This window comes from Streptomyces sp. JLYT201 (assembly GCF_059448825.1).
The window spans coordinates 3796099-3819801 of record NZ_CM182551.1; the positions used below are offsets into that span (position 1 = coordinate 3796099).

18 protein-coding genes are annotated in these 23703 nt (G+C 72.8%); 7 read left to right on the top strand and 11 right to left on the bottom strand.

Translation table 11 applies throughout. The annotated features are described in order from the left end of the window. Positions 1 to 161 precede the first annotated feature (161 nt). From AC5WAM_RS15245 to AC5WAM_RS15255, 3 genes are read left to right on the top strand one after another with little or no spacing between them, the layout of a single operon-like run. Complete coding sequence (locus tag AC5WAM_RS15245; protein WP_030668264.1) at positions 162 to 689, top strand: PadR family transcriptional regulator; 528 nt, start codon at positions 162 to 164, stop codon at positions 687 to 689. Further along, positions 686 to 1372 carry an ABC transporter ATP-binding protein gene (locus AC5WAM_RS15250; protein ID WP_366793110.1) on the top strand — a complete coding sequence of 229 codons (687 nt, stop codon included), beginning with the start codon at positions 686 to 688 and terminating at the stop codon, positions 1370 to 1372. The genes AC5WAM_RS15245 and AC5WAM_RS15250 overlap by 4 nt, the downstream gene beginning before the upstream one ends. After that, on the top strand, positions 1369 to 3813 hold the full coding sequence (locus tag AC5WAM_RS15255) for an FtsX-like permease family protein (protein WP_495522890.1): 2445 nt from the start codon (positions 1369 to 1371) through the stop codon (positions 3811 to 3813). Before AC5WAM_RS15250 ends, AC5WAM_RS15255 begins: the two co-directional genes overlap by 4 nt. A gap of 175 nt (positions 3814 to 3988) precedes the next feature. Here the strand turns inward: AC5WAM_RS15255 and AC5WAM_RS15260 are convergent, their stop codons facing one another. Continuing rightward, positions 3989 to 4927 carry a LysR substrate-binding domain-containing protein gene (locus AC5WAM_RS15260; RefSeq protein WP_366793108.1) on the bottom strand — a complete coding sequence of 313 codons (939 nt, stop codon included), beginning with the start codon at positions 4925 to 4927 and terminating at the stop codon, positions 3989 to 3991. A 128-nt stretch (positions 4928 to 5055) separates the two neighbouring features. On the opposite strand from AC5WAM_RS15260, the gene AC5WAM_RS15265 reads away from it, so the two are divergent. Continuing rightward, a complete protein-coding gene (locus AC5WAM_RS15265; protein WP_018536446.1) occupies positions 5056 to 5610 on the top strand; it encodes a peroxiredoxin in 555 nt (184 codons plus the stop codon). A 2-nt stretch (positions 5611 to 5612) separates the two neighbouring features. Continuing rightward, complete coding sequence (locus AC5WAM_RS15270) at positions 5613 to 6143, top strand: alkyl hydroperoxide reductase (protein ID WP_495522891.1); 531 nt, start codon at positions 5613 to 5615, stop codon at positions 6141 to 6143. A gap of 237 nt (positions 6144 to 6380) precedes the next feature. Here the strand turns inward: AC5WAM_RS15270 and AC5WAM_RS15275 are convergent, their stop codons facing one another. The 4 genes from AC5WAM_RS15275 to AC5WAM_RS15290 form a co-directional block, all read right to left on the bottom strand. Then, positions 6381 to 8033 (bottom strand): AI-2E family transporter, encoded by a 1653-nt coding sequence (locus AC5WAM_RS15275; protein ID WP_495522892.1) that lies wholly within the window; start codon positions 8031 to 8033, stop codon positions 6381 to 6383. A gap of 136 nt (positions 8034 to 8169) precedes the next feature. Next, entirely contained in the window at positions 8170 to 8910 is a 741-nt protein-coding gene (locus tag AC5WAM_RS15280) for an aggregation-promoting factor C-terminal-like domain-containing protein (RefSeq protein ID WP_495522893.1), read from the bottom strand. Between the two features lie 474 nt (positions 8911 to 9384). Then, positions 9385 to 10707, bottom strand: a complete 1323-nt coding sequence (gene phoH2 / locus AC5WAM_RS15285; RefSeq protein WP_138961557.1) for an RNA 5'-3' helicase PhoH2 — start codon at positions 10705 to 10707, stop codon at positions 9385 to 9387. Positions 10708 to 11004: 297 nt separating this feature from the next. Then, the gene (locus tag AC5WAM_RS15290; protein WP_366793104.1) at positions 11005 to 11766 is read right to left on the bottom strand and encodes an isoprenyl transferase; all 762 of its coding nucleotides are present in this window, start codon (positions 11764 to 11766) and stop codon (positions 11005 to 11007) included. Positions 11767 to 12277: 511 nt separating this feature from the next. Between AC5WAM_RS15290 and mgrA the strand changes: the two genes are divergently transcribed. Continuing rightward, positions 12278 to 13315 carry an L-glyceraldehyde 3-phosphate reductase gene (gene mgrA / locus AC5WAM_RS15295; RefSeq protein WP_495522894.1) on the top strand — a complete coding sequence of 346 codons (1038 nt, stop codon included), beginning with the start codon at positions 12278 to 12280 and terminating at the stop codon, positions 13313 to 13315. Between the two features lie 322 nt (positions 13316 to 13637). After that, positions 13638 to 14000: a DUF192 domain-containing protein gene (locus tag AC5WAM_RS15300; protein WP_366793102.1), complete on the top strand. Its 363-nt coding sequence runs from the start codon at positions 13638 to 13640 to the stop codon at positions 13998 to 14000. Between the two features lie 275 nt (positions 14001 to 14275). Here AC5WAM_RS15300 and AC5WAM_RS15305 read toward each other — a convergent pair whose 3' ends face one another. The 6 genes from AC5WAM_RS15305 to eccD form a co-directional block, all read right to left on the bottom strand. Further along, a complete protein-coding gene (locus AC5WAM_RS15305) occupies positions 14276 to 14647 on the bottom strand; it encodes a winged helix-turn-helix transcriptional regulator (RefSeq protein ID WP_495522895.1) in 372 nt (123 codons plus the stop codon). A gap of 69 nt (positions 14648 to 14716) precedes the next feature. Further along, a complete protein-coding gene (locus AC5WAM_RS15310; protein WP_495522896.1) occupies positions 14717 to 15505 on the bottom strand; it encodes a class I SAM-dependent methyltransferase in 789 nt (262 codons plus the stop codon). Between the two features lie 39 nt (positions 15506 to 15544). Continuing rightward, the gene (locus AC5WAM_RS15315) at positions 15545 to 16963 is read right to left on the bottom strand and encodes a DUF6177 family protein (RefSeq protein WP_495522897.1); all 1419 of its coding nucleotides are present in this window, start codon (positions 16961 to 16963) and stop codon (positions 15545 to 15547) included. Next, the gene (eccCa, locus tag AC5WAM_RS15320) at positions 16960 to 20964 is read right to left on the bottom strand and encodes a type VII secretion protein EccCa (RefSeq protein WP_495522898.1); all 4005 of its coding nucleotides are present in this window, start codon (positions 20962 to 20964) and stop codon (positions 16960 to 16962) included. Before eccCa ends, AC5WAM_RS15315 begins: the two co-directional genes overlap by 4 nt. A gap of 48 nt (positions 20965 to 21012) precedes the next feature. Beyond that, positions 21013 to 22263, bottom strand: coding sequence for a CpaE/TadZ family protein (locus AC5WAM_RS15325; protein ID WP_495522899.1), 1251 nt, complete (start codon positions 22261 to 22263; stop codon positions 21013 to 21015). An 11-nt stretch (positions 22264 to 22274) separates the two neighbouring features. After that, a complete protein-coding gene (eccD, locus tag AC5WAM_RS15330; protein WP_495522900.1) occupies positions 22275 to 23645 on the bottom strand; it encodes a type VII secretion integral membrane protein EccD in 1371 nt (456 codons plus the stop codon). Positions 23646 to 23703 lie beyond the last annotated feature (58 nt).

Here is a 23703-nt window from a genome sequence, read left to right on the forward strand (position 1 = left end):
GGAACCCTTGCCACTCCACCGGAATCGACTCCTCGGAAGCGCGGACGGTTGCCTCCCCTTTCTGCCGGAGTGGTCACATCCACCGGGCCGGGGCGGTGCGGGGTCCCGCTACACACTCGACGTATACACACCACGTATACGTGGTGTGTATAGTCCTCGGCATGTCCATCGGTCACACTCTCCTCGGCCTGCTCGAGTCCGGCCCGCGCCACGGCTACGACCTCAAGCGCGCCTTCGACGAGAAGTTCGGGCACGACAAGCCGCTGCACTACGGCCAGGTCTACTCGACCATGTCGCGCCTGCTGAAGAACGGTCTCGTCGAGGTCGACGGCATAGAGGCGGGCGACGGCCCCGAGCGCAAGCGCTACGCCATCACCGAGGCGGGCATCACCGATGTCCAGCGGTGGCTCGCGACGCCGGAGAAGCCCGAGCCGTACCTCCAGTCGACGCTCTACACCAAGGTCGTCCTCGCGCTGCTCACGCACCGGGACGCCGCCGACATCCTCGACACCCAGCGGTCCGAGCACCTGCGCATGATGCGCATCCTCACCGACCGCAAGCGCAAGGGCGACCTCGCCGACCAGCTGATCTGCGACCACGCCCTGTTCCACCTCGAAGCCGACCTGCGCTGGCTCGAACTGACAAGTGCCCGCCTCGGCAGGCTCGCCAAGGAGGTGCTCCCCGCATGACCCCCGCCGGTTCCCTGCTCACCGCCCACGGGCTGCGCAAGGCCTACGGGCCCACGACCGCGCTCGACGACGCCGCGTTCTCCATACATCCCGGCGAGGTCGTCGCCGTCATGGGCCCCTCCGGCTCCGGCAAGTCCACGCTGCTGCACTGCCTCGCCGGAATCGTGCGCCCCGACGCGGGCGAAATCTCGTACAACGGCCGCTCATTGACGTCGATGACGGATACCGCGCTGAGCGCACTGCGGCGCAGCGAGTTCGGCTTCGTCTTCCAGTTCGGGCAGCTCGTGCCGGAGCTGACCTGCGTCGAGAACGTGGCGCTCCCGCTGCGGCTCAACGGCGCGAAGCGCAAGGACGCCGAGCGCACCGCCCTGGGCTGGATGGAGCGCCTGGAGGTCGACGACGTGGGCGCCAAGCGGCCCGGTGAGGTCTCCGGCGGCCAGGGCCAGCGCGTCGCCGTGGCCCGCGCGCTCGCCACCAGCCCGCGCGTGGTCTTCGCCGACGAGCCCACGGGCGCGCTCGACTCGCTCAACGGCGAGCGCGTGATGGAGCTGCTCACCGACGCCGCCAGGTCCACCAACGCCGCCGTCGTCCTGGTCACGCACGAGACCCGCGTCGCCGCGTACTCCGACCGCGAGATCGTCGTCCGCGACGGCAGGTCACGGGACATGGAGCGCCTGGTATGAGCACGACACGGACCGAACCGGCCGTGACCCCGGCCCCCGCCGCCGCCCCGCACCCCGGCCCCAGCGGCGTCCGCGCCTGGATCCGCGACCTGGCCATGGGCCTGCGCTTCGCGATCGGCGGCGGCCGACAGGGCTGGACCCGGACGATCCTCACCGCCGTCGGCGTGGGCCTCGGCGTGGCGCTGCTGCTCGGCGCCGCGTCCGTGCCGGACATGCTGAACAAGCGCGACGCCCGCTCCACGGCGCGCACCCCGCTCACCGAGATGAACGGCAAGCAGGCCAAGCGCAGCGACACGACGGTCCTGTCCATCAATGTGAGCACGGACTTCCGCAACTCCGAGATCACCGGGCGCGTGCTGCGCGCGGACGGCGCCCACCCGGTGCTTCCGCCCGGCGTCGACGCGATGCCCAAGGCCGGTGAAGTGGTCGTCTCGCCCGCCCTGCGGGACCTGATGAACGGCTCCGGCGGCACGCTCCTCAAGGAGCGCTTCAGCCAGTACCGCCAGGTGGGCACCATCGGCGACGCGGGCCTGATGCACCCCAAGGAGCTGTACTACTACCTCGGCTCCGACACCCTGTCCAGGGCCGACGGCGCCTACCGTACGCCGGCCTTCGGCTACGAGCAGCCCTCCGAGCCCCTCGACCCGCTCCTGGTCGTCCTGATCGTCCTGATCTGCGTCGTGCTGCTCACCCCGGTGGTCATCTTCATCGGCACCGCGGTCCGCTTCGGCGGCGAGCGGCGCGACCAGCGGCTCGCCGCGCTGCGCCTGGTCGGCGCCGACCGGCGTGCGGTACGGCGGATCGCCGCGGGCGAGGCCCTGTGCGGGGCGCTGCTCGGGCTCGTCGCGGGCGCCATGTTCTTCCTGCTCGCCCGGCAGTTGGTCGGCATGGTCGACATCTGGAAGGTCAGCGCCTTCCCCTCCGACATGGTGCCGCTGCCGGGGCTCACCGCGCTGATCCTCGTGGCCGTGCCCGTCTCCGCGGTGCTCGTCACCCTGGTGTCGCTGCGCTCGGTCGCCATCGAGCCGCTGGGCGTCGTCCGCAGCTCGGCGCCGCGCAAGCGCCGTCTGTGGTGGCGGCTGCTGCTTCCGGTCGTGGGCCTCGGCATCCTGCTCGGCCAGGACCGCATCTCGACCCAGTCCACCACGGCCGACGTGCACGTCTACGTCATCGCCGTCGGCGCCACCCTCGCCCTCGTGGGCCTCGCCACGCTGCTGCCCTGGCTCGTCGAGGCCGCCGTGGCCAAGCTGCGCGGCGGGCCCGTGCCCTGGCAGCTGGCCACCCGGCGCCTCCAGCTGAGCAGTGGCACGGCGGCCCGCGCGGTCAGCGGCATCACGGTCGCGGTGGCGGGCGCGGTCGCGCTGCAGATGCTCTTCGCGTCCATGCACGACGAGTTCAACACCACCACGGACAGCGACCCGCGCCGCGCCCAGCTCAGCGTGAGCTCGTCGCAGGCCAGCGGCGCACTGGCCCAGCGCATGATCGACGACTTCCGCGCCACCAAGGGCGTCAAGAACGTCATGGGCGCCGTCTCGTCGTACGTCGTCAGGCCCGGCAAGCTGCCGAAGGGCCAGGAGTCCGACGGCTACCGGCCCACCACCGAGCTGCGCGTCGGCACCTGCGAGACGCTGCGCGAACTGGCCCACGTCAAGTCCTGCACCAACGGCGACACGTTCATCGTGCGCTCCGGGGACCGCGAGATGACCGCGCAGGTCGACCTGGTGGCCCGCCCCGGCAAGCCGATCGACCTCAACTCCGACTCCTGGTTCAGCTACGACGGCAAGCCGCATGGCAAGCACTCCCCGTGGACGCTGCCGCAGTCCACGCGCACCGTGCAGGCCAGGCCCGACCCGGTGGGCGACAAGTACTACGGCATCTTCGCGACGCCGCGCGCCCTCGACGTGGACCGCATGGTCGACGCCTCGACCGACGCCATGGTCCAGATCGACCGGAGCGTCCCGGACGCCGAGGAGCACGTGCGCAACGCCGCGTTCCGGATGGACCCGCTGGTGAACGTGGGGACCATCGAGATGATGGAACGCGACAAGCAGTACGCGTCCGTCCAGAAGGGCCTACAGGCCGGGGCCATCGCCACGATGATGCTGATCGCCGCGTCCATGCTGGTGTCGATGCTGGAGCAGCTCCGTGAGCGCAAGCGCCTGCTCGCTGCTCTGACCGCCTTCGGCACCCGGCGCACCTCGATGGGCTGGTCGATCCTGTGGCAGACCGCCGTCCCGGTGGCCCTCGGCCTCGCCCTCGCCGTCGTCGGCGGCCTGGCCCTCGGCGTCGTGATGTGCCGCATGGTCGCCAAACCGGTCACGGACTGGCTGGTGTTCATCCCCCTGGCGGGCGCGGGCGCGGTCCTGGTCGCGGTCGTGACGGCCCTGAGCCTGCCGCCGCTGTGGCGGATGATGCGGCCGGACGGCTTGCGCACGGAGTGAAGCAAGTGCCTCGTCGGGGGCGGGAGTCCATGGACTCCCGCCCCCGACGCGTGTGCGGCAGCGCCCCGAAGGGGCGCGGGGCTGTGCCGATATGCGGCTCCGCCGCGCGGGCGCGACCAGCCACGACGGCCCCGCAGGCGATCGACGGCCCATCGCGGCAGTTCCAGCGAAGCGCTTAGAGCACCCGCACGGGCAGCGGCCGCAAGGCCCCCCGCAGCGCTTCGGCCAGCTCCGCGTACTCCGCGGCCCGGGCCGCGCCCGAGCGCATCGCGAGGGCGACGCGCCGGGTGGGCGCGGGGTCGGCGAAGTACCCGGTGAGCAACTGGCTGCTGCGGCTGGTCTCGACGCGCACGGCGGTCCGCGGGAGCAGCGTCACGCCGAGCCCGCCCGCCACGAGCTGCACCAGGGTGGAGAGCCCGGCGGCGGTCGTGGTGACAGGGGCGTCGGCGCGACCCGCCTCGCGGCAGATGTCCAGGGCCTGGTCGCGCAGGCAGTGGCCCTCGTCGAGGAGCAGCAGGTTCAGCTCCCGCAGCGCCTCACGGGGGATCCCCTCGCGGCCGCCCAGCCAGTGGTCGAGCGGGGTGACCAGGACGAAGTCCTCGTCGAACAGGGGCAGTTCGGTGACGCCGGGCACCCCGAGCGGCACCGCGAGGAGCAGCAGGTCAAGGCGCCCCGCGGCGAGACCCTCCAGGAGCGACGACGTCTGCTCCTCGTGCACCTGGAGATCCAGGTCCGGGTACGTCTCGTGGACGAGGGCGAGCACCGTCGGCAGCAGGTACGGCGCCACGGTCGGGATCACACCGAGCCGGAGCGCGCCCGTGAACGGGGCCTTCACGGCGTCCGCCTCCTCCAGGAGCGCCTCGACCTCGCCGAGGACGGCCTTGGCGCGCACGGCGAGGCGCTCCCCGGCCGGGGAGAGCAGCACCTTGCGGGTGGTCCGCTCCAGGAGCTGGACACCCAGTGCCTCCTCCAGGGCGGAGACGGCGCCGGACAGCGCGGGCTGACTCATCCCGATCGCCGCGGCGGCGTCCCGGAAGTGCAGATGCTCGGCGACGGCGGCGAAGGCGCGCAGCTGCGCCAGGCTGGGCTGCTTGCCCCTATGTACAGCGGCCACTGATAACCACCTCCAATCAACAGAACCAAGTGTAGCTATTTCCCTAATCAATGCACCCTGTGCCACGATCGACGGAGTCCAACCCCTCGGAAGCCCTCGACCGGGGCTTCCCGCTGCAAGGAGAGCGCGTGCTCACTGTCGGTGACAAGTTCCCCGAGTTCGACCTGACTGCCTGTGTCTCGCTGGAGAAGGGCAAGGAGTTCGAGCAGATCAACCACAAGACCTACGAGGGCAAGTGGAAGATCGTCTTCGCGTGGCCCAAGGACTTCACCTTCGTGTGCCCGACCGAGATCGCCGCCTTCGGCAAGCTGAACGACGAGTTCGCCGACCGTGACGCCCAGGTCCTCGGCTTCTCCGGCGACTCCGAGTTCGTGCACCACGCCTGGCGCAAGGACCACCCGGACCTGACCGACCTGCCCTTCCCGATGCTGGCCGACTCCAAGCACGAGCTCATGCGCGCGCTCGGCATCGAGGGCGAGGACGGCTTCGCGCAGCGCGCCGTCTTCATCGTCGACCAGAACAACGAGATCCAGTTCACGATGGTGACCGCCGGCTCCGTCGGCCGTAACCCCAAGGAGGTCCTGCGGGTCCTCGACGCTCTCCAGACGGACGAGCTGTGCCCCTGCAACTGGAGCAAGGGCGAGGACACCCTGGACCCGGTCGCGCTGCTGGCCGGTGAGTGAGCATGGCCCTCGATGAGCTGAAGGCAGCCGTCCCGGACTACGCCAAGGACCTGAAGCTGAACCTCGGCTCGGTCATCGGCAACTCCGAGCTGCCCAAGCAGCAGCTGTGGGGCACGGTGCTCGCCTGCGCGATCGCCTCGCGCTCCGCGCAGGTGCTGCGCGAGCTGGAGCCCGAGGCGAAGGCGAACCTCTCGCCGGAGGCGTACACCGCGGCCAAGTCCGCGGCCGCCATCATGGCGATGAACAACGTCTTCTACCGCACGCGCCACCTGCTCTCCGACCCGGAGTACGGGACGCTGCGCGCGGGCCTGCGGATGAACGTCATCGGCAACCCGGGCGTGGAGAAGATCGACTTCGAGCTCTGGTCGCTCGCGGTCTCCGCGATCAACGGCTGCGGCATGTGCCTCGACTCGCACGAGCAGGTGCTGCGCAAGGCCGGTGTGGACCGCGAGACGATCCAGGAGGCCTTCAAGATCGCTTCGGTGATCCAGGCGGTCGGCGTCACGCTGGAGTCCGAGGCGCACCTGGCCTAGCGGCCGCGCTTCCCCGCCCATTGGCCCGTCGGTCGTCTACTGCTCCGTCGTGGCTGGTCGCGCCCGCGCGGCGGAGCCGCACATCAGCACAGCCCCGCGCCCCTTCGGGGCGCTGTCGGAAGGCCCCGCTCCCTATCAGGGGAGCGGGGCCTTCCGTGCACCCGAGTACGGACAGACGGAACATCCCAGCCCGTCCGGCGTTTGAGGACGAGCGCGCCAGCGCGATGGGGTGGACGGTCAGCCGGAGGAAGGGCGGGTGGGCGGGGAGGGCAGCTGCTCCGGCGCGGGAGCCGTGTCCGCCACCGCTTCGGCCTGCCGGAGGGCCAGTTCTCGGGAGTAGGCACGCAAGTGCCCGACCACCGTGTTCGTCACGGCGACGAGCGGCACGGCCACCACCGCTCCCCCGATCCCGGCCACCATCCCGCCCGCGGCCACGGAGAGCACCACGGCCAGCGGATGCACCCGCACCGCGCGGCCGAGGATGAACGGCTGGAGGATGTGCCCCTCGATCTGCTGCACCGCGAGGACCACCACGAGCGACATCACGGCCGTGAACACGCCCTGCGTGACCAGCGCGACGACGACCGCGAGCGCACCCGAGATCACCGCGCCCACCAGCGGGATGAACGCGAACAGGAAGATGAAGACGGCCAGCGGCACCGCCATCGGCACGCCCAGGAAGTAGATCCCGAGCCCGATGAAGACGGCGTCGATGAGGGCCACTATCACCGTGCCCCGCACGTACGCGGTGAGCGTGCGCCACGCCTGCGGCCCCGCCCCCGCGACGCCGGGCCGGGCCGCGGCGGGCACGAGCCGCAGGAACCACTTCCAGATGCGCGGTCCGTCGTACAGCAGGAAGAGCGTGGAGAACACCGCGAGGAGGATGCCGGTCAGGGCCTCCATGATGACGGTGACGCCTTCGAGGCTCGCGGAGGTGATCTCCTCGGAGTTCGCGCCCACGGCCTCGCGCAGGCTCTTCGCGATGTCGTTGATCTGGTCCTCGGTGACGTGGAAGGGGCTGTTGAGCAGCCACTTGCGCAGGTCCTCGATGCCGTCCTGGATCTGGCTGGAGAGCGTGTCGACGTTCTCCATGACCTGCCAGACCACGAACCAGCCCACCAGGCCCATGATCACGAAGCCGAGCACGGCGGTGACCATCGTGGCGAGGCCGCGCGGCAGGCCGAGCCTGCTGAGCCGGGCCACGGTCGGCTGGAGCAGCGCCGTGATGAGCAGCGCGGCGACGAAGGCGAAGACGACGAGCTGGACCGCGCTGATGACCTTCATCAGGACCCAGACCGTGCCCGCGAGGACGAGCAGCCGCCACCCGGCCTCGGCGGCGACCCGCACGCCCCACGGCACGGCGGCCACGGGGTCGGGCCGCGCCGCGATGGCGGGGGCGTAGGCGGGCGGCGCGGGCACGTGGTCCGCGGCCGCGTCGGAGGGCTCCTCGCCCTGGTCCCGGCCCTCGGCGTCGGCGCGCGCGTCGGCGGCGTGCCGCACCATGTCGGCGTACCGCTTGCGCAGCGACAGCTTGGCGCCCGCCGGGGCGGGCTCCCCGGCGGGGGTGCCGTCGGCGGGGGCGGGCCGCGCGGCGGGCGCGGAGTCGTCCGCGCGCGCGTGCGTGCCGTCGGGCGTGACGTCCTCGGCGGGTGCGGGACCGGAACCTTCGGCGGTCACCCCATCGACGGGCACACCGGGCGCCGCGGACGCGTCCGGCGTACGGAGCGCGTCGGATATGACGGACGCGTCCGACGGCTCGTCCCGTCCGGCCGCGGCCGGCTCCGGTTCGGGGGTGTCCGGGGCGCCCTGGGCGCGGCCCGCGTCCAGGCGTTCACCCAGCCTGGTCAGGCCCGCGCCGACGCGTCGGCGCCACCCTGGAACTCGCGACATGATCCGTCCTCTTCCCCCCGCTCATTCCCCACCGGAGCCCCGGTCGTACCCGCTGGGGCGTTCGAACCGACCGTACATGGCGAAGCCCCCCACCGTAGGACGATGAGGGGCTGTGCCAGGTTGAGCGTGATCGCTCTCAGTACCAGTTGTTCGCCTGCCAGAAGCTCCAGGCTCCGCACGGGCTGCCGTAGCGGTCGTTCATGTAGTTGAGGCCCCACTTGATCTGCGTGGCCGGGTTGGTGCGCCAGTCGGCACCCGCCGAGGACATCTTGGAGCCGGGCAGCGCCTGGACGAGGCCGTAGGCCCCGGAGGAGGCGTTGGTGGCGCGGTAGTTCCACGTGGACTCGTGGTTCACGATGTTGCTGAAGCACTGGAACTGGCCCGCGGGGACCATCTGCCGGGCCATCGCCTGGACCTGGGCCACCGTGTAGGAGCTCTGCGGGGCGAAGTCGGAGGCGTCGCGCGAGGAGGAGCGGCTCGCCTTGTTCTCCAGGCGCTCCTTCTCCTGCTGCTTCTTCTTCTCCGCGGCTTCCTTGGCGGCGGCCTTCTTGTCCGCTTCCGCCTGCTTCGCGGCCTTCTGCTTGGCCACGGCGTTCTTGGCGGCCTGGACGCGGGCGGCCTCAGCGGCGGACTTCTTCGCGGCCGAGTCGGCGGCCATCGCCTGGGCGTCGGCCTGCTGCGCCACCGAAGTGGTCTGCACCTGGGCCTGCTCGCCGGCGGGGATGTCTGCGAGGAGAGTCGAGTCGCTGGCCGTCGCCTCGAGGTCGTTCGAGTTCGAGGACGGGGTGTTGCCCGAGGCAACGCCCACGACGGCGCCGACGGTGGTGACCGCGGTGGCCGACGCCACTGCGAATCCCCGGACCGAAATCCGGCTCACACGGTTTCCTTCCAGCATCGCCCGCATAGGTGACCTCGCGGACGCAATCGTGCCCCTGACGCTGGCCTCCGTTTGCTGCTCGGTCACGGGAGGCGCGGGCCCGGTGGACAACTCCCTTGACGGGAGCGCCGCGTGGTGCTCGGGCGGCATACGGCGACCACTATGAAGTTCTGTTGTTCCGTACCGCTGGGGGTACAGGAGTGCCGTATGCGGGGCCTGACAGGACCCAGACTCTGCCGTAGCGGGATGCCGGGAGGCAATTCCGAGTTGCGTGTGAAAGCTCACATCCCGTTTGTCCCAGCAGTTTTACGGAAACCCAGACGCATGGGGCCGAGGCCCCACTAGGCTCTGTCGCTTCTCCGGTCGCGGCCAAGCGCCGCCGCCCCAGGGGCAATTGACCTCACCTCAGTCGCGAACCACAAAAATCCCCCGTTCCGCGTGGAACGGGGGATTTTCGCGCTTCGGACGAAACGGTCAGATCTGACTGTCCTCCAGCATCTCCGTCACCAGGGCCGCGATCTGCGAGCGCTCCGAGCGCGTGAGCGTCACATGGGCGAAGAGCGGATGCCCCTTCAGCTTCTCGATGACGGCGACCACTCCGTCGTACCGCCCGACCCGGAGGTTGTCGCGCTGGGCGACGTCATGGGTGAGGACGACGCGGGAGTTCGCCCCGATCCGGGACAGGACCGTCAGGAGGACGTTCCGCTCCAGGGACTGGGCCTCGTCCACGATGACGAAGGCGTCGTGCAGGGAGCGGCCCCGGATGTGCGTGAGCGGCAGGACCTCCAGCATGCCCCGCGCCGACACCTCCTCGATGACCTCCTTGCCCGCGACCGAGCCGAGCGTGTCGAAGACGGCCTGCGCCCAGGGCCCCATCTTCTCGGCCTCGGTGCCGGGCAGATAGCCGAGCTCCTGCCCGCCCACCGCGTACAGCGGCCGGAAGACCATCACCTTCTGGTGCTGGCGCCGCTCCAGGACGGCCTCCAGGCCCGCGCAGAGCGCGAGCGCGGACTTGCCGGTGCCCGCGCGGCCGCCCATCGAGACGATGCCGACGTCCGGATCGAGGAGCAGGTCGAGCGCGACCCGCTGCTCGGCGCTGCGGCCCTTGAGGCCGAAGGCCTCGCGGTCGCCCCGGACCAGGCGGACGCTGCCCTCGGCCGTGACCCTGCCGAGCGCCTTGCCGCGCTCGGACTGGATGGTCAGGCCGGTGTGCACGGGCAGCTCGGACGCCTCGGGGACGTACAGCGTCTCCGTCTCGTAGAGGAGGTCGACCTGCTCACCGGAGAGGGTCAGTTCGGACATGCCGGTCCAGCCGGAGGAGTCCGTGATGGCGAGCTCGGCCCGGTACTCCTCGGCGAGGAGGCCGACGGAGGACGCCTTGATCCGCAGCGGCAGGTCCTTCGAGACGACGGTGACGTCGTATCCCTCGGCCTGGAGGTTGCGGGCCACGGCGAGGATCCGCGAGTCGTTGTCGCCCAGGCGGTATCCGGCCGGGAGCACGCCGGGATCGGAGTGGTTGAGCTCGACGCGCAGCGTCCCGCCCAGGCTGCCGATCGGGATGGGCGCGTCCAGGCGTCCGTACCGGATGCGGAAGTCGTCGAGCAGGCGCAGGGCCTGCCGGGCGAAGTAGCCGAGTTCGGGATGGTGGCGCTTGGCCTCTAGCTCCGTCACTACGACGATCGGCAGCACCACTTCGTGCTCGTCGAAACGCGCGAGCGCGTTCGGGTCGGCGAGCAGGACGCTGGTGTCGAGAACATAGGTGCGCCGGCCTTGCTGGCGCTTCGTGCTGGTCACCACGGAAGGACGTACCCCCTCGGATGAGGTCGGGGAGCGACGGAGGGAACTGGGCCGGTGTGCGGCCCCCATGCGCGGGCCGGGCACCGGCCCTCCGTGTCGTCCGCGCTCACCGCGCGGTCGTCCTTGCGCAAAGGGCCTCCCGGGCGGACGGCCCCGTGCCGCCCGCTGAGATACGGCGCCCGTGAATCGGACGCCGACCTGGAAGGCTTATTCCCTCGAACAAGCGCAGCCATGCCATGGCATATGACGGCGCGTTGGTTAACTCCCGGTTACCGAGTTCTCAGTCCACCCGGTTCGTCATCCACCGTAACGGCGGTGGCGCGCGGCGTAATCACGCAGTGCACGCAGGAAGTCCACCTTCCGGAACGCCGGCCAGAAGACTTCGCAGAAGTAGTACTCGGAGTGAGCGGACTGCCAGAGCATGAAGCCGGAGAGGCGCTGTTCACCACTCGTCCGGATCACCAGGTCAGGGTCCGGCTGGCCGCTGGTGTAGAGGTGCTTGGAGATCTGTTCGACGTCGACGCTGTCGGCGACGTCCTCGAGGGAGGTGCCGCGCTCGGCGTGGTCGAGCAGCAGGGAGCGGACGGCGTCGGCGATCTCCTGGCGGCCGCCGTAGCCGACGGCGACGTTGACGAGTATCCCCGTGTTGGTGTCGGTGGCCTGCTCGGCCTCCTTCAGGACCCGCTGGGTGCGGCCCGGGAGCAGGTCGAGGGTGCCCACGTGGTGCACGCGCCAGCGGCCGTCGGCCGCGAGGCTGCGGACCGTCTCCTCGATGATGCCGACGAGCGGGACGAGCTCCTCGTCGGGGCGGTCGAGGTTGTCCGTGGACAGCATCCACAGCGTGACGACCTCGACGTCGGTCTCGGCGCACCAGCCGAGGAACTCCTCGATCTTGTACGCGCCCGCCTGGTGGCCCTGCGCGGTGGTGCCGCCGGAGGCCTTCGCCCAGCGGCGGTTGCCGTCGAGGATGACGCCGATGTGCTTGGGCACCTGCGCGTGGTCGAGGCGGCCCTCCACCCGGTGTGCGTACAGCCGGTACACCAGGTCGCGCAAGCTCACGAGATTCCACCTCTCACGAAAGACGGCCGCTGCCCCGGGGGCCGACCGGCCGGGGGGAGTCCTGGGGCCCGACGGCAGCCCCCGAAGCCGAAAGGGTACCGCTGCGCGGGCGGTCCCTCGGCCCGGGTGCCGTTACGGACGGGAGAAAGAGGGGTATGAGGAGTGTTCGTCCACGCCCCCACCCCGAACGACCGCCTCCGGCACGGAAGGGGGGCGCGCGACACGGGGGTTGGGCCCGCGCACCACGCCCCGCGCGGACCGCCACCGCGCCCCCCCCGAAGCCAGCCCGCGGACCGCGGCACGCCCACCGAGCCCGCCCGGCACCGAAGAACGAGACCACAGGCCAAATCAAGCCCGTCCGGCACCGAAGAACGAGACCACAGGCCAATCCAAGCCCGTCCGGCGTTTGAGGACGAGGCCGCAGGCCGATGGAGCCCGTCCGGCGTCGGAGGACGAGGCCGCAGGCCGATCAAGCCCGCCCAAGCCGAACGCAGTGACGTAGCTTCGTTCCATGAACGACATCTCCCCGTACGCCGCCGCCCCCGACCGCTACGACACGATGGAGTACCGCCGCACCGGCAGGAGCGGCCTGCGGCTCCCGGCCGTCTCGCTCGGCCTCTGGCACAACTTCGGCGACGACCGCACGCTCGACTCCCAGCGCGCGATCCTGCGCCGCGCCTTCGACCTGGGCGTCACCCACTTCGACCTGGCGAACAACTACGGCCCGCCGCCCGGCAGCGCGGAGCTGAACTTCGGCAAGCTCTTCGCCCAGGACTTCGCCCCCTACCGGGACGAGCTGGTCGTCTCGACCAAGGCGGGCTACCTGATGCACCCCGGCCCCTACGGCGAGTGGGGCTCCCGCAAGTACCTGCTGTCGTCGCTCGACGCCTCCCTGCGGCGCATGGGCCTGGACCACGTCGACGTCTTCTACTCGCACCGCTTCGACCCGGACACCCCGCTGGAGGAGACCATGGGCGCCCTCGCGTCCGCGGTCCAGCAGGGCAAGGCGCTGTACGTCGGCGTCTCCTCGTACACCAGCGAGCAGACCGCCGAGGCCGCGCGGCTGCTGCGCGAGATGGGGGTCCGTCCGCTCATCCACCAGCCCTCGTACTCGATGATCAACCGCTGGACCGAGGACGACGGCCTGCTCGACACCCTGGAGACGGAGGGCATGGGCTGCATCTCCTTCGTGCCGCTCGCGCAGGGCCTGCTGACCGACAAGTACCTGAAGGGCATCCCCGAGGGCTCGCGCGCGACCCAGGGCAAGTCCCTCGACCCGGGGCTCCTCAGCGACGAGGTCGTACGCCGCCTCAATGGCTTGAACGACATCGCGGCGCGGCGCGGCCAGTCGCTCGCGCAACTGGCGCTGAACTGGGTGCTGCGGGACGAGCGCATGACCTCGGCGCTCATCGGCGCGTCCAGCGTGCGGCAGCTGGAGGAGAACGTGGCGGCCCTGTCCGGACCGAAGCTCACGCAGGCGGAGCTCGACGAGATCGACACCTTCGCGGTGTCGACGCCGGGGACGAACATCTGGGCCGGTCGGAGCTGACGGCGCGGTCCGGCGCGCGGCCCCGCGCCCGGCCGCACGGCCGTGGCGCGGGCGGCCGCCGCGCGGCCAAAAGAAACGGGCCGGTCCGTGGGGGGGAGACGGACCGGCCCGAGGGGGGGTTTCCACCATAACCCTTCGTAAGTGCTTCGCGGTGCATCGGCGTGCCACAACTACTCTCCGAAACCGCCCGGCGACTGCTTGGCCCCCGTTCCCCGCCGGTTTCCGGCCCTCGCGGCGGGATCCGACCGGCGGAAGCGGTAGCTCCGAAGGGTGACGCGCGGGCGGGGCGCGCGCTTGACGCGCCGGGCGCTAGCGTCGCGCCATGGCGACGTTGACGGTGCCCGGCTCCGGGAGCCCCTTCGCGGTCCCCCTGGAGGTGGCGGACTCGCCCCGCGCACGGCGGCGCGGGCTGCTCGGCCGCGACGGCGTCCCGGGCGCCCTGCTGCTGCCGCGCACGAGCGCGGTGCACACGCTGGGGATGCGGTTCGCGGTGGACGTGGCGTACCTGGACCGGGGGTCCCGGGTGCTCGCGGTGCGGACGATGCGGCCGGGCCGGGTGGGCCTGCCCCGGTTCCGGGCCCGGCGCGTGGTGGAGGCGGAGGCCGGAGCGATGGCGGCGTGGGGGGTCCGCAGGGGCGTGCGCCTGGTGGTGGACCTGGACGGACCGGATCGGAACGGCGCCTAGGAGCACGGTGGGGCGCTCGCTCTTGGGCAGAGCGCGCACGAGGCCGCGCAGCCCCCTCCGCTGCGCGGCACCCGCCCCGCGCAGCTTTGCGCACGCGAATTAGCGTTGGTCTGAACTTACGCGAGTCCAGCGATCGAATCGAGCCGGTGTGCGGAACAATCGATAACAATGTTGAATCGACGACCGCGGCGCACCGGAGTCGCCCCGAATTGCCCGAATTGACGTCTGGGGCACCGGGCTTCGGGCAGCGACGCGGGGGCGCGGGCCCCCGGGCCTCAGGCGTCGCGCGCGACCGCGGCGGCCTTGGCCTCCTGGTTGGCGACCAGGTGCGCCATGTTCGCGTCGCCCCACAGGCCGAGCGGCTCCAGGGCCCGGTTCAGGGACTGGCCGAGGTCGGTGAGGGAGTACTCCACCTTGGGCGGCACCTCGCGGTAGACCTCGCGGTGCACGATGCCGTCCGTCTCCATCTCCCGCAGCTGCTGGATCAGCATCTTCTCGCTGACGCCGTGGACGTGCCGCCGCAGCTCCCCGAACCGCAGGGTGCCCCCCGCGTACAGCGCCCACAGGATCAGGGGCTTCCACTTGCCGCCGACGACGTCCACGGCCGCGTCCAGACCGCACGTGTACGGCCCCTTGCCCTTCGCCATGTGCCAACTCCTCGTCCGGGTACGGCCGCTGCCTCACTTACCGGATCGACAGTACCGCCGGAGGAGGGATCAGCGCTTGCGCGCGTCGAAGAGGTGCCGGGTGCTGTGGGCCACGAAAGGCCCTTCCTCCCGGATCTGCTCGTGCAGCTCGCGCAGTCGCGGCCGGTACGCGTCGACGGTGAACCCGGGCACCATCCACACCACCTTCCGCAGGAAGTGGACGACGGCCCCGACGTCGAAGAACTCCATCCGCAGCCGCTCGGCGCGCAGCGACACCACGTCGAGCCCGGCGGCCTCGGCCGCGGCCCGCTCGCCCTCGGGGTCGCGGGCGTTCCTGACCGCCGCTGGCTGCTCACCCAGGAAGTACTCGACGAGCTCGAACACGCTGCTCGGGCCCACGTGCTGGGCGAAGTACGTCCCGCCGGGCCGCAGCACCCGCGCGATCTCGGCGAAGTGCGGCGTGACGGGATGCCTGCTCGTGACCAGGTCGAAGGCGCCGTCCGCGAACGGCAGCGGCGCGTCCTCGGCCGAGGCCACGACGACCGCGCCGCGCGGGTGCAGCAGGGCCGTCGCCTTCGCCACGTTCGGCGGCCACCCCTCCGTGGCCACGGTGACCGCGGGCAACGAGGGCGCGGACGCCAGCACCTCGCCGCCCCCCGTCTGCACGTCCAGCGCGGCCTCCGCCGTCGCCAGCCGCTCCCCCATGGCCCGCGCGTACCCCCACGAGGGCCGCGCTTCGGTGGCCCGGCCCTCGAACCAGGAGAAGTCCCAGCCTTGGGTGGGGGCGGCCTCGGCCTCGGCGACAAGCTCGTCGAACGTACGGGAACCTGCGGGGGTGCTGTTGCTGGAGGTGCTCATGGACCGATGCTCTCAAGCATGGCTCCGGCCCGCCCGGAATTACGTGCGGGCCGCCGCGAGGTGGCGCGTGAGCCGGTCGACGTCGGCCCAGGCGGAGGCGTCCGTGCCGTCCCCGAAGCGGTAGTGCAGCGCGGGCCCGGCCGCGGGTCCGAGCGCGGTGGGCCGGTGCGGCAGCGGCGGGCGGCGGGCGTGGGCGATGCCGACCGCGCGGACGTCGGCGGCGCCCAGGGTGAAGGAGACGGGGGCGGGCGGGTGCTCCAGGTGCGCGGGGGCCGTGAGGTCGGCGCGGGCCGGGTGCAGCGTGACGAGCAGGGTGCGCAGACCGTGCCGGGCGACGAGGGCCTCGGCGAGCGGTTCGATCGCGTCCAGGGGCGCGGGGCTGCCGGCGGCGAGGCCGAGGGCGAGGGTGACCTCCTGGGCGAGGCCGGTCCTGGTGCGCTGGACGCGCAGGGTGGCGAGCGCGGGCCGGTCCGGGCGGCCGACGGCGAGCAGCTGGCTGGGGTCCGGGGCGCGGCCGCGGGCCAGCGCGGTCAACTGCCGGGGCGACCAGGGCAGGTTGATGGGCTCGGCGGTGCCCCACCCCGCGGGTTCGGCGCCGGTGAGGTGCCGCCAGGCGGCCTCCAGGCCGAGGCCAAGGACGAGGTCGGGCTCCGGGGCGTGGTGGGTGCGGAAGGAGACGGTGAGCTGCCGCTCGGCGGTGGACCCGGGCGGCCTGAAGGCCTTCGCCACGGCGGGGCGGCCGTCCCGGTCGAGGGCGGGGGCGAAGGCGCCGTCCCGCCAGCGCAGCACGGCTCCGGACAGGCCGTCGTAGTAGCCGTCGTCGGGGTCCTGGACCACCCAGCGGTTCGGCGGGCCGGTGAGGGCCGTGCGCAGGGGCAGGCTCAGGCGGGAGTGCGGCGGCGTGACGACGTGCAGGGCGCGGCCGGAGGCGACGGTGGCGCGCAGCACGTCGGAGAGCCACGCGGTCAGCGCGACGACGGGCCGGTCGACGAGGACGACGGCCGTGGCGTCGGTGAGCACGTCGACAGCGGGCAGGGCGCCCTCGGGGGCCGGGGCCGCTGTGATCCCGCCGTCGTCGGGGGTGTCGACCACTCGCAGGGTGGCGGCGCCCGGCGGCCAGCTGGTGCCGCCGAGCAGCAGCGTGAGACGGCCGCAGAACGACCCGGCGAGGTCCTCGGCCTCCGGTACCGCCGTCGAGGCGCGGGCCTCGGTCCACCAGAACGGCACCTCGGGCACGGCCACCTGGGAGCCGAGGAGGCGCTCGGCCTCGCCGGGGGTGTGGACGACGACGGGCGCCTCGACCGACACGAGGCGTCGGCCCGTCGGCGTGCACAGGTGGATGACCGCGTCGTCGGCACTCGTGGTCACGCCCAGGTCAGGACCGCCCGCGTGGAGTCCGGCCAGGAGGGCCATCGGGTCGGGCATGCCGGGCGTCAGGGCGATGACGTCCTTGGTCACGGCGTCTCCTCGGCGGAGGTTTCCGGGGTCAGGGCGGTCTGGATGAGCCGGGGGCGGTGTCCGCGGCGGATGAGGGTGCCTCGGCCGGGGGGCTGCGGGCAGGGGTGGACCCCGGGGAAGAGCTGGCCTTCGCCGCGGTCGCCGGTCATCAGCAGGGCGGTGGCGCCGGTCTCGCGCAGGGCGGTCAGGAAGGGCTCGTACAGGGCGCGGGAGGCCCCGGCGACGCGTCGGGCCACGACGAAGTGCAGGCCGATGTCCTGGGCCGAGGAGACGTAGGGCAGGAAGGGCGCAAGGGGCTGCTGGCCCGCGGTGGTGAGGATGTCGTAGTCGTCGACGAGGATGACGATGCGCGGGCCGGTGAAGGCGGGGCCGCCGGTGTCGGGCAGGTCGGGGTCCGCGGTGTCCGGGAGGCGCTTGTCGAGCTCGCCCGCGATGCCGGTGGCGAGGGCGGCCGCCAGCCCGGCGTTGTGGGCGTAGCCGCCGCGGTAGGGCTCGGGGACGTGGCCGCGCAGGCCGCGGCGGGGGTCGAAGACGCCGAACACGACCTCCTTGTCGCCGTACCGCGCGACGAGCTGCCGGGTGATCAGCTTGAGCAGGTTGGTCTTGCCGCACTCGTTGTCGCCCAGGACCAGCAGGTGCTGATCGCGGTCGAAGAGGTCGAGGCGGACGGGGCCGAGGGTGTCCTGGTCGACGCCGATCGGCACGTGGTCCGGCTCGGCGGCGGGCGAGGGCAGCTTCGCGGCGGGCAGGCCGAGCGGCAGCACGCGGACGGGCGCGGCGGGCTCGCCGTGCCAGGTGGCCGCGACCGTGCGGGCCGCGTCCTCCAGGGCGGTGCCGAGGTCGCTCGTCGCGGTGCCGCCGTCGGTGCGGGGCAGTGCGGTCTGCGCGAAGAGCTTGCCGTCGGTCAGGGCCCGGCCGGGGGTGCTCGCCGTGACCGTCTCCGCGAGCTTGCGGTCGACCGTGGAGTCGGTGGGGTCGTTGAGGCGCAGCTCGACGCGCGTGCCGAACAGGGACTGGGTGGCGATGCGGGCGTCGTTCCAGCGCAGCATGCCCGCGACGACGTGGATGCCGTAGCCGCCGCCGCGCTTGAGCAGGTCGGCGACGGCGTCGTCGAGGTCGTCGAACTCCTCGCGCAGCGCGCCGAAACCGTCGACGAGCAGGACGAGGTCCGTGGAGCCGAGCTCGGGCAGCGCCCCCTCGGCGCGCATCCGCCGCAGCCGGTCGAGGGAGTCGATGCCGTGCTCGCGGAACAGCTCCTCGCGCAGGGCGAGCTGGGCGGTCATCTCGGCGACGGTACGGGCGAGACGCTCGCGGTCGGCACGGGAGGCGACGCCCCCGACGTGCGGCAGGCCCGCAAGGGCCGTGAGCCCGCCGCCGACCAGGTCGAGGCCGTACACGGCGACCTCGTCGGGGGTGTGGGTGAGCGCGAGGGACAGGGTCAGCGTGCGCAGCAGCGTGGTCTTGCCGGACTGCGGGCCGCCGATGACGGCCACGTGGCCGCCCGCGACGGTCAGGTCGAGCGTCCACAGCCCCTGCCACTGCTCGGCGGGGTCGTCCAGGACGCCGAGCGGCACGCGCAGGCGGCCGCGGGACCGGGTGAGGTGCAGACCGCGCGCGGAGACGCCGAGCGGTCCGGCCGCGGTGTCCAGGGCGACGGCGTCGGGCAGCGGCGGCAGCCAGATGCGGCGTACGGGCGGGGCTGCGGCGGCGAGCTGGTCGACCACCGTGGACATGAGGGTGGGACCGGTCTCCCGCTCGCGCGCGCCCGCCTCCCGCGTGGCGGTGGCGTCCCGCGCGGGCGCGTTGAAGGCGGAGTAGACCCAGGCGCGGGGCCGTGCGTCGGCGGTGTCCTGCGGGGCGGGGCCGCGCCGGGCCCCGGAGACGTATCCGGCCTTGAAGCGCGTGTACGTGGACGTGTCCACCTTCAGATAGCCGAAGCCGGGCAGCGGCGGCAGCTGGAAGGCGTCCACGGTGTCGAGGACGGTCCGCGACTCGTCCGCGGAGAACGTACGCAGGCCGAGACGGTAGGACAGATACGTCTCCAGGCCCTTGAGCTTGCCGCTCTCGATGCGCTGGCTGGACAGGAGCAGATGCACGCCGATGGACCGGCCGATCCGTCCGATGGACAGGAACAGGTCGATGAAGTCCGGCTTGGCGGTGATCAGTTCGCCGAACTCGTCGATGACGACGAACAGGTGCGGCAGCGGCTCCAGGCCCCGGCCCGGCTCCTTCGCGCGCAGCGCGGCGTAGTGCCCGATGTCGGCGATGTTGCCCGCGTCCTTCAGGACCCGCTGGCGGCGCTTGATCTCACCGGCGAGGCTGGTGTGGACGCGCTCGACGAGGTCGGCCTGGTTCTCCAGATTGGTGATGACTCCGGCGACGTGCGGCAGGCCGGTGAAGGGGGCGAAGGTCGCGCCGCCCTTGTAGTCGACCAGGACCAGCGCCAGGTCCTCGGGCGCGTGCGTGGCCGTCAGGGCGAGGACGAGGGTGCGCAGGAGCTCGCTCTTGCCGGACCCGGTGGCCCCCACGCACAGCCCGTGCGGGCCCATCCCGAGCTCGGCGGACTCCTTCAGGTCGAGCAGGACGGGTTCGTGGTGGTCGTCGACGCCGATGGGGACGCGCAGGAAGTCCCGTTCGCCGCGGGGCGCCCACAGTTCGCCCAGGTCGAGGTCGGCCGGGTCGTCGACGCCGAGGAGCGCGGGGAAGTCGACGGGGCCGGACACCGGGGTGCCTTCGGCGGCGGACTCGGGGGTCAGGCGGAGCGGCGCGAGGAGCCGGGCGAGGCCTTCGGCGCCCGCGGCGCTCACCTCGTCGGCGAGGCCGTGGGCGGCGGGCGCTTCGGGGTGGCGCAGGTCCTCGACCGTGACGCGGCCGCCGTCGACGGTGACGCGCACGCTGACCTCGTCCGGCTCGTGCACCTGCTCCTGGAGCAGGTGCAGCACCGTGACGCCCATCTCCGCGAGCCCCACGGCCGCGTCCGGGCGCGGCAGTTCGGCGGCCGTCCCGCCGTACTCGTCGCTGACCACGAGCATCCGGTCGCTCATGCGCAGCGCCCGCCGGTCCGAGAGCCCGCGCCGCACCTCGGCGGCGTAGGCAGCACGGCGGCGCAGGTCACCGGCGCACAGCCGGGCGAGCTGGGCGAGGTCGGGGGCGACGCGCCGGGCGGCGACGGGCTCCGCGCCTTCGGCGGCGTCCTCGGTGAGGGTGTGCGGCAGCCACTTGACCCACTCCCAGTCGTCGAGCCGCTCGCCCGGCACCCCGAACGCGAGCGCCACGTCGTCCGGGGCGTGCGTCACGGCCGTCTGCACGAGCAGGGCGCGGGCCACGCGCAGTACGCCGTCCCGGTCACCGATCACACTCACGTTGCCCGCCCGGTCGAGGGGCACGGTCAGCGGGAAGTCCGGGGCGACGGCGAAGCGGGCCTGGAGGGCGCGGGCCTCGTTCAGCATGAACGGATCGGGTGGCGTCAGCACGCCGCTGCCGCTGTTCTGTGCGATCACGATGTCCTGCGCGGGGACGTCACCGGCACCGACGCGCACGTCCAGGAAGTCGGCGTCGGCGCGGCGGCGCTCCCAGCAGCGGGCGGGATCCCGTACCAGGTCGTAGAGAGCGGCGGGCGGAGGATTCAGGAGGCGGGCCCGCGCCCGGGCGTCCCTTTCCCTGCCGCCGAGTTCATGGCGCTGCTCCTCCACGTACTCCAGGTACCGCTCGCGCTGGGTGCGCCGCGTGCGCTGTGCCTTGCCGCGCTGCGACAGGAACAGGGCGACCGCGCCGAGCAGCGCGAAGACCAGCACCACCGCGCCGAGCGCGGCGAACCGGCTGTTGCGGATCACGGTCATCATCACGACCGAGCCCATGACTCCGGCCATCGGGAGCAGGGCGGTGGCGGCGTTGCCCAGCTTGCCCTCGGGGAGGTTCGGCGGCGGCTCGATGACGTGCTGGGCCGGGGCCGTCAGGGGGCGGGTGGAACGGGCCGGCCGGTGGACCAGGTGGTGGGTCATCGCGGGCTCCCGGCGGGCGTCGTGCACCTGCGTCGCGTCATCGTCGGCTCACCGCACCCGCACCGCGTGCCGCATCGCCTCGGCGGCGAGCCGGGTGGCTGCCTGCCGGCTGGCGTCGGCGAGCCGGGCCGGGTCGATGGCGCCGCCACCGGCCAGATGCCGGTCGTACGGTACGGCCACGACGGGGACTCCGGTCTCCCGCAGGTGTCCGGCGGCGGCCCGCGCGTTCAGCGTCATGTCGGGTGAGGTGGCGGTGAGCGCGACGACGGTGGTGGCGAGGGCCGAGTGCGGCAATTGCCCGAGCCAGTCGAGGACCAGCCGTGTGCCGCCCACGCCCTCGGGCGTCATCGGCGCGACGACCACGCGGGCGTGCGCCGTGTCCATGGCGGTCCGCGCGACCGCGCCCGGAAGCGTCTCGCAGTCGACGACGGTCACGGCGAAGTAGCGGCGCAGGGCGAGGGTGACGGTGCGGTACGCCGGTATGTCCAGAGGCGCGCCGACCTGCCCCTGGCTGCCGGGCAGCAGCCAGCCGCCGTCGCTGACCGGCACCAGATAGCCCGTGATGTCGGTGAGTTGCATGGCGGGCGTGAGGATCCGGGCGAGGTCGCCGCACGCCCAGCGGACCGACTCGGCGCCCATCCGCACCGGCAGCGTGCCGAGCGCGGCGTCCGCCTCCAGGGTGAGCACCGGGTCGTGCCGGTAGTGGGTGAAGGCCCGGCCGAGCAACGCGGCGACGGTCGTCTTGCCGACGCCACCCCGGATGGACGTCACGGCGAGGACGCGCCCGGTGGTGACGGGCTGCTGTATCTCCAGCGCGGTCCGGGACTCCTCCGCGACCTCCTGCGCGGCGGACGCCGTGAGCCTGCGGAGCGTACGCCCCGTCCGGCGCAGCGCGGAGTCACCGTGCCGCGGGCGGCCTTGGGCGAGGGCCAGGCGGGGGTCGAGGGCCGGGGTGGGCCGGGGGACGGGGCGGGCCGGGGGTGGCGGGGCGGCCGGGGGCGGGGTCGTGGCCGGGGCCGGGGCCGGGGCGGGGGGACGCGTCGGGCTCTCGGGCTCGGGAGCCGGGGTGACCGGAGAGGCCGGAGTAGCTGAAGTGGCTGGAGTGGCTGGAGTGGCCGGGGAGCCTTCCGCCCTGGAAGCGTCCGCCGCCAAAGGCACGACCGGCGTGCTCTTCTCCGCCGTACGGGCCACGGCCGTGCCCGCCCGCGAACCGGTCGCTCCCGCGGGCGCGTCACCCGGCCCCGCGTACGCGCTCAGCTCCCGCAGCACATCGTGCTGCCAGTCCCGTCCCTGTGCCATGTCCCCGCCTCCTAGGCGAAGGTGTCGAGAAGACGCCCGTAGGCACCGAACACACCGAGGAGCAACGGCACCAGGGCAATCACGCCCACCGACTCCAGCAGGTCTCCGGCGCGCCGCAGCCGTACGCGTACGTGCTCGGGGGGACGGACGGCGAGGACGAGCAGCGGTGCCGCCGCGAGCCCCACGAGCAGCGCGAGCGGTCCGGCCGCACCGGACCGGTCGAGCCACACCCGGACGAGCCACGCGACGACGACGCCGGCGGCGGCCAACAGGGCGGCCACCTCGCCGACCAGCGGGAAGGCCCGCGCCCGCAGGGCGAGCACCAGAGCCGTCGCCACGGCGAGGAGCACCGACCACACCGACACCTCACCGAGCACCAGCGTCGCGGCGACGGCCGCGGACCCGGCGAAGACGAGGGTCGCCAGGGCGAGGCCCCGGTGCGTGACGGCCAGAGCGACGCCGACCTGGTACCGGCTGACCGACACGCCGGCCGACCGCCGGTCGTCGAGCCCGGACAGCCCGGAGGCCATCAGCGCGAGCCGCGGCAGCACGCCCAGTACGACCACCGACAGCACGGCCAGCACGGCTCCGGCGCGCACCGCCCCGTCACCGCCCTGCACACCGAGGGCGATCTCCCATGCCGTGAGGCACCCGAGGAGCGCGCCACCGCCCACGAACGCGCCGCGCCCCAGCGGGGTGCACCATCCGAGCAACAGCAAGACGCAGGTGAGGGCTCCGCCCACGCCCGCGAGCCGTTCGGGCGTCGACCATCCGCCGGCCTCGGCGAGGCACCAGGCGGCGAGGACACCGAGGACACCGGTCATGCCGGTCAGGGCACCGGCGATCGCCGTACGCCGAAGCCGTCCGCACACCGCGCCGACGGCCCCCGCGACGGCCGCCCCCGCGAGCAGCCCGACGCCCGCCCGCCCAGCGGCGAACTCATGCCGGGCCAGCACCCCGGCGACCAGGGTCCAGGTGACGGCGGCGACCCCGCAGACCACGCTCCGGGCCCGCGGCCCCCACCGCCAGCCGCGCACGTCCACGTCATCGGCGGCCTCATCGGTGACGTCGTGCACGACGGGCGCGGACGGCGCGTCCTCCGCCCGCACCAGCCGGAGCACCGCCCCGTCGGCGACACCGGCGGACTCCAGCGAAGCGTCCTGCGCGATCGCGGTCCCGTCGACGCCGAGCAGATACCGCAGTTGAGGCCGCTCACCCACCCGATCGCCGAGCAACCGCAGGATCTCGGGCAGCAGCAGCCCGACCGGTTCCTGAGAGGGCAGTACGAGATCCACCCGCCGCCGCTCCCCCACCAGAGTCACCCGGCTCAACACCACCGCCCCTTGACTCCGGCTACGACTCAACGCCCCCGCAGAAATCACAAGTTCGAACCTATCACCGAGAAGAAGACACCACAGAGGGCGATTCAGACACCCTGGA

What these genes read in the sequence shown, in the direction of transcription:
- AC5WAM_RS15245 (WP_030668264.1), top strand. Translation starts at nt 162, where the DNA reads ATGTCCATCGGTCACACTCTCCTCGGCCTGCTCGAGTCCGGCCCGCGC.
- AC5WAM_RS15250 (WP_366793110.1), top strand. Translation starts at nt 686, where the DNA reads ATGACCCCCGCCGGTTCCCTGCTCACCGCCCACGGGCTGCGCAAGGCC.
- AC5WAM_RS15255 (WP_495522890.1), top strand. Translation starts at nt 1,369, where the DNA reads ATGAGCACGACACGGACCGAACCGGCCGTGACCCCGGCCCCCGCCGCC.
- AC5WAM_RS15270 (WP_495522891.1), top strand. Translation starts at nt 5,613, where the DNA reads ATGGCCCTCGATGAGCTGAAGGCAGCCGTCCCGGACTACGCCAAGGAC.
- AC5WAM_RS15275 (WP_495522892.1), bottom strand. Translation starts at nt 8,033, where the DNA reads ATGTCGCGAGTTCCAGGGTGGCGCCGACGCGTCGGCGCGGGCCTGACC.
- mgrA (WP_495522894.1), top strand. Translation starts at nt 12,278, where the DNA reads ATGAACGACATCTCCCCGTACGCCGCCGCCCCCGACCGCTACGACACG.
- AC5WAM_RS15300 (WP_366793102.1), top strand. Translation starts at nt 13,638, where the DNA reads ATGGCGACGTTGACGGTGCCCGGCTCCGGGAGCCCCTTCGCGGTCCCC.
- AC5WAM_RS15305 (WP_495522895.1), bottom strand. Translation starts at nt 14,647, where the DNA reads ATGGCGAAGGGCAAGGGGCCGTACACGTGCGGTCTGGACGCGGCCGTG.
- AC5WAM_RS15310 (WP_495522896.1), bottom strand. Translation starts at nt 15,505, where the DNA reads ATGAGCACCTCCAGCAACAGCACCCCCGCAGGTTCCCGTACGTTCGAC.
- eccCa (WP_495522898.1), bottom strand. Translation starts at nt 20,964, where the DNA reads ATGACCCACCACCTGGTCCACCGGCCGGCCCGTTCCACCCGCCCCCTG.
- AC5WAM_RS15325 (WP_495522899.1), bottom strand. Translation starts at nt 22,263, where the DNA reads ATGGCACAGGGACGGGACTGGCAGCACGATGTGCTGCGGGAGCTGAGC.